The sequence below is a fragment of the Vibrio sp. 1978 genome (genome assembly GCF_033344345.1).
The window spans coordinates 1-631 of record NZ_JAWPOP010000621.1 but is presented as its reverse complement, the minus strand read 5'-3'; the positions used below and the strand labels follow the sequence as shown (position 1 = coordinate 631).

Here is a 631-nt window from a genome sequence, read left to right as displayed (position 1 = left end):
ACCAATTCATACAATGGACCAGATGAAATCACGAAGCCGCCGACATGCTGAGAAAGATGACGATGAAAACCAATGATCTCATTCACCAGTTGGATAAACTGCTGACCTTTTAGCGATTCCGGTTGCAAACCAAGCTCAATAATTTGTGCTTGCCAACCTTGGCTACGGTCTCGGCGGTTAACATTTTTGATGAAAAAATCCAATTGGGTCTCTTCAATACCTAACGCTTTTCCGACCTCACGTACCGCACTTTTGAAGCGATAACTGATCACTGTTGCGGCAAGAGCGGCACGCTCACGCCCGTATTTTTTATAAATGTATTGAATGACTTCTTCACGGCGCTCGTGTTCGAAGTCAACGTCGATATCTGGTGGCTCTCTGCGTTCCTTACTGATAAATCGTTCGAACAAGACGGAGATTTGTCTTGGATCGACGGCGGTGATTTCTAAGCAGTAACACACGACGGAATTCGCCGCTGATCCTCGGCCTTGATAAAGAATGCCTTGCTGTTTAGCAAACATGACGATGTCATGAATGGTTAAAAAGTAATAATGGTACTTGAGGTCTTCTATCAACCTCAGTTCGTTTTCGATGGTTTGGTTGATGTCCTCCGGCACGCCTTCAGGAAAGC

Annotated in this window: 1 pseudogene; it reads right to left on the bottom strand. The window is 45.3% G+C overall.

Going from position 1 to position 631, the window contains the following annotated elements:
* Positions 1-631: pseudogene (locus R8N49_RS28185) on the bottom strand (error-prone DNA polymerase); the annotation flags it as partial.